7 protein-coding genes and 1 pseudogene are annotated in these 8,943 nt (G+C 48.2%); 6 read left to right on the top strand and 2 right to left on the bottom strand.

Translation table 11 applies throughout. The features are described from left to right. From Q0X35_RS04985 to dnaE, 4 genes and pseudogenes are all read left to right on the top strand, one after another. Window positions 1-162, top strand: a pseudogene (locus Q0X35_RS04985) (cell division protein DivIVA); the annotation flags it as partial. Window positions 163-236: 74 nt separating this feature from the next. Next, a complete protein-coding gene (gene lspA, locus Q0X35_RS04980) occupies window positions 237-749 on the top strand; it encodes a signal peptidase II (protein ID WP_297566164.1) in 513 nt (170 codons plus the stop codon). A gap of 1 nt (window position 750) precedes the next feature. Then, window positions 751-1,680 (top strand): RluA family pseudouridine synthase, encoded by a 930-nt coding sequence (locus Q0X35_RS04975; protein ID WP_297566163.1) that lies wholly within the window; start codon window positions 751-753, stop codon window positions 1,678-1,680. Between the two features lie 36 nt (window positions 1,681-1,716). After that, window positions 1,717-5,253 carry a DNA polymerase III subunit alpha gene (dnaE, locus tag Q0X35_RS04970; RefSeq protein WP_297566161.1) on the top strand — a complete coding sequence of 1,179 codons (3,537 nt, stop codon included), beginning with the start codon at window positions 1,717-1,719 and terminating at the stop codon, window positions 5,251-5,253. Between the two features lie 59 nt (window positions 5,254-5,312). Here the strand turns inward: dnaE and Q0X35_RS04965 are convergent, their stop codons facing one another. Together Q0X35_RS04965 and Q0X35_RS04960 are read right to left on the bottom strand one after the other, a co-directional pair. Beyond that, on the bottom strand, window positions 5,313-5,549 hold the full coding sequence (locus tag Q0X35_RS04965; protein WP_297566159.1) for an RNA-binding S4 domain-containing protein: 237 nt from the start codon (window positions 5,547-5,549) through the stop codon (window positions 5,313-5,315). 94 nt (window positions 5,550-5,643) lie between these two features. Further along, on the bottom strand, window positions 5,644-6,054 hold the full coding sequence (locus Q0X35_RS04960; RefSeq protein WP_366084469.1) for a Fur family transcriptional regulator: 411 nt from the start codon (window positions 6,052-6,054) through the stop codon (window positions 5,644-5,646). Window positions 6,055-6,325: 271 nt separating this feature from the next. Between Q0X35_RS04960 and Q0X35_RS04955 the strand changes: the two genes are divergently transcribed. Together Q0X35_RS04955 and Q0X35_RS04950 are read left to right on the top strand one after the other, a co-directional pair. Continuing rightward, window positions 6,326-7,720, top strand: coding sequence for a glycine--tRNA ligase (locus Q0X35_RS04955; protein WP_297566157.1), 1,395 nt, complete (start codon window positions 6,326-6,328; stop codon window positions 7,718-7,720). A gap of 12 nt (window positions 7,721-7,732) precedes the next feature. Beyond that, a partial coding sequence (locus Q0X35_RS04950; RefSeq protein ID WP_297566155.1) for a YibE/F family protein occupies window positions 7,733-8,943 on the top strand: 1,211 nt, incomplete at its 3' end.

The following is an 8,943-nucleotide window of genomic DNA, read 5'->3' as shown; positions in this document are numbered from 1 at the left end:
AGCCGCACCGTGGCTAAGTTGGAAGAAGAGCGTTCCGTGATGGAGCACAAGATTTCCGAGCTGCGTGATTTTGAGCGGGATTACCGCACACGCTTAAAGAGCTATCTGGAGTCTTTGCTCAACAATGTAAATTCACAGAATCCGCAAGGCTCTGATATTTAATTAGTTGGCGAGTTTTTTCTAAAAAGGGAGGGTGCGAAAGCGCGCCCTCCCTTTTACATTGCTAGAATATAGCCGTGCGAAAAAGTAAATCCGCCTGGATAGTAATTTTGCTGCTGTGGGGAGTATTAATTTTAATTGACCAGCTGGCTAAGGCTTGGGCTCTTACTCATTTGAGTTTCGAGGATCGGCTCCCAATTTTTGGTGATTTCCTCGGTTTGCAGCTAACGCACAACGCCGGAGCGGCTTTTTCTTTCGGGGCGGATAAGCCGTGGATATTCACGATTTTAGCGACTTTAGTAGTTCTAGCAATGCCCCTGTTCATAAGGCAGTATCAGCATGCGCTGCCAGTATTAGCTCTTACTTTTATCTGGGCTGGAGCAGCGGGAAATCTCGGAGATCGCCTAGCGCGCAGTAGCCAGATCGGAAGTGGAAAAGTAGTAGATTTTATTAATTACAACGGTTGGTTTGTGGGCAATATAGCCGATATCGTGCTCGTGCTAGGAGTAATTTTATTTTTACTCTGGGAGCTTTGGAAAGGGCGGCGGCATAATTTCCCGGTGTTAAAAGCGAAAGGAGAGCGGCAGTAAATTGGTGAAAAAAGTGTATCCGGTACCAGCTGATTTCGCGCAACAGCGTTTAGATGCGGTACTTGCCCGCTTTGCCGGAATTTCCCGCAGCAAAGCCGCAACCCTCATTGAGGAAGGAAATACGCGCGTCGATGGGAAAATAATCACCAAATCGGCTTTTCGCTTTAGTGGTGAGCAGATACTGGAAGCTGATATTCCGGCTCCCACTGTTTTTGAACCGGTGCCCACTCCCGTACCTAATTTAGGAATCATCTACCAAGATGCGGATATCGTGGTGGTAGATAAACCGGCGGGAGTTGCTGCCCACGCTTCTCTTAATTTTGCCGGCCCAGACGTATTGGGAGCTTTACTTGCCATGGGAATTAAACTCACCACTTCGGGCCCGCCGGAGCGGCAAGGAATAGTGCACCGTCTCGATGTGGGCACGAGTGGCTGCATGGTGGTGGCGAAATCGGAGAAAGCCTATTCCTATTTAAAACGCGCTTTCAAAGAGCGAGCCGTAGATAAGACTTATCATGCCTTAGTGCAGGGGCATCCTGATCCGTTATTCGGCACTATTGATGCGCCGATTGCGCGTGACTACCGCCAGCAGTGGAAGATGGGCGTGCAAGAGGGAGGAAAGCATGCCATTACGCACTACGACACTCTCGAAGCAATGGCCGGTGCCACTCTACTCTCTATAAATTTAGAAACGGGGCGCACCCACCAAATACGGGTACATATGGCGGCGCTCAATCACCCTTGTGTAGGGGATACTACTTACGGAGCAGATCCGGTGCTGGCAGAAAAATTAAATTTAGATCGGCAATGGCTACACGCCGTAAAGTTGGGTTTTTTACATCCCGTAAGCGGTAAATATGTGAGTTTTCAATCTGCCTACGCCCCCGAACTGCAGACAGTCCTAGAGCAGATGCGCGCGGGCGCGCTTTAACTTCGTTTTTTATTTTCTACCCCCTAAACTGGAAATATGGCTTCATCAGAAAATTTCGTACACCTGCACAATCACACTGATTATTCCTTGCTCGATGGCGCTTCGCGAATAAATAATTTAGTGCAAGAGGTGGCAAACCAAGGCCAGCCGGCAGTGGCAATCACTGATCACGGTAATATGCATGGAGCTTTTGAATTCTGGAAAGCGGCACAAAAAGCGGGAGTAAAGCCAATCATTGGCATTGAAGCCTATATGACTCCGGGTACTTCCCGTTTTGATCGGACGCGGGTGCAGTGGGGGCAGCAGGAACAGAAAAATGATGACGTATCGGCGGGCGGTATATATACGCATATGACGCTACTAAGCGAAAACAATACGGGCATGCACAATCTATTTCGGATGAGCTCGCAGGCTTCTATCGAAGGGCAATTCGGTAAATGGCCGCGGATGGATCTAGATTTACTGCAGCGCTACCACTCCGGTCTAATTGGAACTACGGGTTGCCCTTCTGGGGCAGTGCAGACTCGGATTCGTCTGGGGCAGATGGATGAAGCTTTGCGCACGGCCGGAGAGCTCCAAGATATTTTTGGGAAGAATAATTTTTTCGTAGAAATAATGGATCACGGTATCGATATTGAACGCCGAGTAATTACAGATTTGCTGGAACTGGCAAAGAAAATAGATGCTCCGTTATTGGCTTCTAATGATTCACATTACGTGCGCAAAGAAGATGCGCCGGTGCAAGATGCGTTATTGTGCGTAAATTCGGGAAAAATTCTCTCTGACCCAAATCGTTTCAAATTTGACGGCACGGGGTACTATATTCGCTCGGCAGCGGAAATGTACGATTTATTTCGTGATCATCCGCAAGCCTGCCGCAATACACTCCTCATAGCAGAAAGATGTGATATCTCTTTTCAGACCGTGGCAGAGGGGGCAAACTATATGCCTACTTTTCCTACCCCGGAAGGAGAAAGCGAAACTAGCTGGTTTATTCAGGAAGTAGAAAAAGGGCTGCATGAGCGTTTCGGGGAGCAGATTCCGGCTCATGTACGGGAAAGAGCCGATTATGAAGTAGAAGTAATCGTAAAGATGGGCTTCCCCGGATATTTCTTAGTGGTTTCAGATTATATTCGGTGGGCACGCGCACAAGATATCCGGGTCGGGCCCGGGCGTGGCAGCGGTGCTGGCTCCATGGTGGCTTATGCACTCGGTATTACGCAACTTGACCCTATTAAACACGATTTACTTTTCGAAAGATTCCTCAATCCAGAGCGTATTTCTATGCCGGATTTAGATATCGATTTCGATGATCGCCGGCGTGATGAAGTGATTGCCTATGTGGAGAATAAGTACGGAAAAAATAATGTTTCCCAGGTGGTCACTTTCGGCACGATTAAGACGAAGCAAGCTTTGAAAGATGCAGCGCGCGTCCTCGGATATCCCTATGAAATGGGAAATCGCCTCACAAAGGCACTTCCGCCGGATGTGATGGGTAAGACGGTGCCGGTAAAAGATATTCACAATCAAGACCACGAGCGTTATGCCGAAGGAGTAGAGTTTCGGGAAGTTATCGACAGTGATGCGGATGCGAAAAATGTCTATGATTTAGCGCTGCGTCTGGAAGGGCTTACTCGCCAGACCGGTGTGCACGCCTGTGCAGTAATTATGTCTTCGCAGCCACTTACGGACGTCATACCGTTGATGAAAAATGCGAAAGATAATCTGATTCTCACCCAGTTTGAGTACCCGGAATGTGAAGAACTCGGGCTTATAAAGATGGATTTTCTCGGTCTTTCTAATTTGACGGTAATTAATGATGCTTTACGTAATATCAGCGAGAATGGTAAAGAAGTACCTGATATAGATAATATCGAATTAGATGATGCAAAAACCTATGAGTTGGTGCGCCGCGCTGATACTTTGGGAATATTTCAGCTGGATAGTAGCGGAATGCGCGCTTTGCTCAAGCAGATGCAGGTGGATAGATTTGCCGATATATCTGCAGTTTCTGCTCTTTATCGCCCGGGGCCGATGGGGGCAAAATCACATATTAACTATGCACTGCGGAAAAACGGACTGCAGGAAAAAACTCCTATTCATCCGGAGTTAGCTACTGATTTAGAGAGTATTCTCGGCCAGACGCACGGCTTGATAGTTTATCAAGAGCAAGTGATGCGGATTGCGCAAAAACTTGCCGGTTTTTCGCTCGGGCAAGCAGATATTCTTCGAAAAGCGATGGGGAAGAAAAAAGCAGATGTGCTGCAAAAGCAGTTCTCTAGTTTCGCAGCTGGCATGGAGAAAAATGGGTATTCGCAGGATTCTATCCATACGCTTTGGGAAATTTTGGTGCCTTTTTCTTCCTACGCATTCAATAAGTCCCATTCGGAAGCCTACGCTCTGGTTTCTTATCAAACTGCCTATCTGAAAGCTCATTTCCCGGCAGAATTCATGGCAGCTCTTCTCACTTCCAATACGGGGAAGACCGATAAAATAGCTTCCTATCTTGCGGAATGCCGCCGGATGCAAATTCCGGTATTGATACCGGATGTAAATGAATCACGGGCTACCTATTGGGCGGTCGGTGAAGAAATTCGCGTCGGGCTCGGGGCAGTGCGCAATGTGGGAGCAAATGTAGTCGAGGGGATAATTCGGGCGCGGGAAGAAAAAGGCGCTTTTACTTCTTTCCTAGATTTCCTCGACAAAGTACCCTTAGCTGTCTGTAATAAACGCTCACTGGAATCGCTAATTAAAGCTGGAGCTTTCGATTCGCTCGGGCATACGCGCCGCGCTTTGCTCAGTATTGCGGAACAAGCTGTCGGGGCGATTTCCGATGTGAAAAAGAATGAAGCAGTCGGGCAATTCGATCTCTTTGGAGGGGGAGAAACTCAGTTGGAGACCAGCTTCGATGTGGAAATCCCCGATTTACCAGAATGGGAGAAAAAGCAAAAACTGGATTTGGAAAAGGAAATGCTGGGGCTATACGTATCAGATCATCCGCTTTCCGGAATGGAAGATTTGCTGGCGCGCGTATCTGATACTAATGTGGTGCGTTTGTTGGAAGATGACACTTTGGCAGACGGAGTAGAGGTAGTAGTAGCAGGAATTATTACTTCCATAGATACAAAAGCTTCTAAGAAAAATGGGCGAGTTTGGGCCACAATAATGCTCGAAGACCTCACTGGATCGATAGAAGTGAATTGTTTCCCAGCTACCTACCAAAAAGTGGCGCCACTGCTTATGCCGGATTCGGTAGTAGTCGTACAAGCACGTCTTTCTATTCGAGACGGCGGTTTACAACTAAATGCCCGCAATATTTCTCTCCCGCCCGCAGAATTAAATGATAATACGCCGGTCGATTTACGCCTTGCGGAGCGTATATGTACCGAGCCGTTGATGAATCGACTCGTGGATTTACTACAGCAGTATCCAGGAGAAGCGCCCGTACGGCTGCATGTGCAAGGAAGAGACGCTACCACGCTGGTAGAACTAGGGGAACGTTTTCAAGTGCGCAATTGCCAGAGTTTATTTAGTGATCTAAAAGTGCTGCTCGGCCGGGATTGTCTCCAATAAGGGGTTTATAGTCAATACGGTTTATAGTCAATACGGGTTTATAGCTCGCATTGCCGATTTTATTGTGCCACCAGCCGATAACTAGCGGTCACTGTAGTTGGCATGCCATTTTCTACTTTTAACGTCACTACATCTCCCGCCTGCAGCCGGTGCGAGTGGCGTATTTCGGGCACTCCGTTTACCTCCACAGCTCCAGATTGAATAAGAGCGCGCGCTTCTCCGCCGCTTTCGGCCCAATTCACTATTTTTAGAAACTGCCCTAATTTTACGGGTAGGCGTAGCGTGCATTCTTCCATGGATTTTTCCTCCAAAATCTCCAAAATTTCTCCGGTGGCTGCCTTGTAGAGCAGCTAAGTATACATATGTAAAAGGGCGATACGGAAATTAGATTTATTCAGCGTCACTTACGGGCGTGCAATCTGCACAGATGCCGTAGAGCTCTAAAGAATGGGACACCGAGGAAAAATTATTTTCCTGGGCAATTTGCCGCGCCCAAGATTCAAAATCTTTCCAAGATATATCTACCGTCTTCCCGCAAGCACGGCATACTAGGTGATGATGGTGGGTATCTTCGTGGCAATAGCGAAAAAGCTGAATATCGGAATCTTCGGCTCGCAGTACGTCGACCTGCTTATTATCAGCCAGAGTCTGTAAATTTCGATATACGGTAGCTAGCCCGACGTCGCTACCCTGTGCGCGCAATTTTTCATATACTTCTTGTGCAGAAAGAAACCCTGCTTCGTTATGCAGCAAATCGAAAATAGCACTGCGTTGTTTCGTCATTCGTTGCATAGTGCCCATCCAGAAATAATAGCGCTTATTGATTTTCCCACTATTTTACCGTAAATAGCAGAAAAGTGGCAGAGTGCTTCCGGAAAGGCGCAGCGCCCAGGGAAAGATAGAAAAATTGATAGAGTTCACTTCTTCGCGCCGGTCAGAGAAGGCGAAACTGCGGTATTTTGCGTAGAATACTTAGGCAGAGAGGTAATTTCATAAGTAGTGCTCTCTGGTAGAAAGCCAAAAAGATTTTTTGCATCAGCCAGATGCGAAAATTTATAAGGAGTTAGTAATAATGGCAAAACCAGGCCCATCCAAATTAGATAAAGTAATTTCCCTCGCCAAAAGACGCGGATTCGTATTTCCCGCTGGTGAGATTTACGGCGGCACCCGCTCGGCCTGGGATTACGGCCCGCTCGGGGGAGAGCTTAAAGAAAACATCAAGCGGCAGTGGTGGCGCACTAACGTCACTTCGCGCCCGGATGTAGTAGGTCTGGATTCTTCTATTATTCTTCCGCGGGAAATCTGGGTAGCTTCCGGTCACGTGGCTACTTTTTCCGATCCGCTCACTGAATGTACTTCCTGCCATAAGCGCCTGCGGGCAGATGAATTAATAGAAGATTATGCGGCGCGGAAGCAGAAAGCTGAATCGGAAGTAGAGCTAGCGGATGTGCCGTGCCCGAATTGTGGTACGCGCGGGCAGTGGACGGAATCGAAGCCGTTCTCCGGTTTGTTGAAGACTTATTTAGGAGCCGTAGATGATGAATCCGGTTTGCATTATTTGCGCCCGGAAACTGCGCAGGGTATCTTTGTGAATTTTGCGAATGTGCTCACCACTTCTCGCTTAAAACCGCCCTTTGGAATTGCGCAGGTAGGAAAATCTTTCCGCAATGAGATTACGCCCGGGAATTTTATTTTCCGTACGCGCGAATTTGAGCAAATGGAAATCGAATATTTCGTAGCTCCGGGAGAAGATGAGGTTTGGCATCAAAAATGGATCGATGACCGCCTCGCTTGGTATATGGATTTAGGAATCGCAAAAGAAAATTTGCGCCTATATGAGCATCCAAAAGAAAAGCTATCGCATTATTCTAAGCGCACAGTGGATATTGAATATCGCTTTGGCTTCCCGAACAGTGATTTTGGCGAGCTAGAGGGAATTGCCAATCGTACGGATTACGATCTTTCTGCCCATGCCACTGCTTCGGGTAAGCGTTTGGATTACTTCGACCAAGCTACCGGCACCCGCTACGTGCCCTACGTGGTAGAACCCTCCGCGGGGCTCACCCGTTCGATGATGGCTTTCCTCGTAGAAGCTTATACCGAGGATGAAGCTCCCAATACTAAAGGGGGAGTAGATACGCGTATTTTCTTGCGCCTTGATCCGCGGTTAGCGCCGGTGAAAGCGGCGGTACTACCGCTTTCCCGCTCTGAGAAACTCTCTCCTTTGGCGCGCGAAATAGCTGCAGAACTGCGTAAGTACTGGAATGTAGAATTCGACGACGCGGGAGCTGTGGGGCGGCGCTACCGCCGGCAGGATGAAATAGGTACTCCTTTCTGTATCACAGTGGATTTCGATTCCTTAGAAGATAACGCGGTCACTATTCGTGATCGCGATACGATGGAGCAAATTCGGATTCCGGTAGCGGAAGTTAAAGATTATTTAGCTGGAAAATTATTAGGCTGCTAAGGCCTTAAGCCTATGGCTACCTCTGTTTCTGTTTCTTCCACGCCTATTGTTGGTCATTCCCACGGCGGAGGAGCGCTTTCGCTACCGCCTTCGGCGCGGCGGCGCGTGCGCCTCATATTGGCGGCTTTAGTGGTGCCACTAGCCGTGCTTACTCTAATCGGAATAATTTACTGTTGGCCAAATCAGGAGATTATTCAGCAGCCGCTGGTGGCAGAGGGTAGTACTTTAGTGACTGGCGAAGTTACTCATATTGGTGCTACCGATAAATATGGGCAGACACCAGTGGAAATGAGAACTGCCGGTAAAGAAGTAGCTCTTTCCGTGCCGTTAGAAATAGTGGAAAACGATTTAGCTGTAGGGGACAAAGTACGAGCTATATATACCCCTAATACTGCGGATTATTTACCTCTGAATTCTACTAATCAATCGGAGGCAGCAAAGGCAGATTTGCCGCCAGAGGAAGCAGGCGATACTTCCGCGGCTGGCTCCTATGTATTTGCCGATTTTGTGCGCGGCGTGCCGATGCTGCTTTTAATATTGCTCTATCTTCTAGTAGTGGCGGTAGTGGCACGCGGAAAAGGCTTGGCCGCTATGCTGGGGCTTTTCGTATCTTTAGGGGTAGTAGTTCTATTTATGATGCCCGCTCTGCTGAGCGGAGAGAATGCGGTATTAGTAGTAGTGCTCAGTGCCGGTGCCATGATGTTTGCTTCTATATATTTGGCGCACGGGGTTTCTATTCGCACTACTACGGCGATTCTCGGCACCTTTGCTGGCTTAATTATTACGGGATTTACTGCTTGGCTAACTATCGGGCAAGCTAAACTTACCGGCACTTTTAGCCATGAGTCTCTGCTCATATCGGGAATGGTGCCCGGGATATCGATGCAGCAGATACTACTGGCTGGCATGCTTCTAGCTGGTCTGGGTGCATTAAACGACGTTACTATTACGCAGGTATCTACGGTCTGGGAGCTTCATGCGGCTAATCCGCATGCCACGCGGGCTTCTTTAATACGCCAAGGGATGACGGTGGGGCGGGACCATATCGCCTCTACGGTCTATACTCTCGCTTTTGCCTATGTGGGCACGGCTTTACCCTTGCTAATGGCGGCATCTTTTATCGACCGCGGGTTTATCGATTTCTTATTAGTAGGAGAGATATCAGAAGAAATAGTACGCACCTTGGTAGCTTCGATTGGACTGGTGCTCGCTATTCCTCTCAC

It is taken from the genome of uncultured Arcanobacterium sp. (genome assembly GCF_947253055.1).
Classification (GTDB): Bacteria; Actinomycetota; Actinomycetes; order Actinomycetales; family Actinomycetaceae; genus Arcanobacterium_A.
The sequence above is the reverse complement of the archived record's forward strand: the minus strand, read 5'-3'. Positions and strand labels throughout refer to the sequence as shown.

Coding starts and splice junctions, on each gene's coding strand:
- Q0X35_RS04965 (WP_297566159.1), bottom strand. CDS start 5,549: ATGGAAGAATGCACGCTACGCCTACCCGTAAAATTAGGGCAGTTTCTA.
- Q0X35_RS04955 (WP_297566157.1), top strand. CDS start 6,326: ATGGCAAAACCAGGCCCATCCAAATTAGATAAAGTAATTTCCCTCGCC.
- Q0X35_RS04960 (WP_366084469.1), bottom strand. CDS start 6,054: ATGGGCACTATGCAACGAATGACGAAACAACGCAGTGCTATTTTCGAT.
- dnaE (WP_297566161.1), top strand. CDS start 1,717: ATGGCTTCATCAGAAAATTTCGTACACCTGCACAATCACACTGATTAT.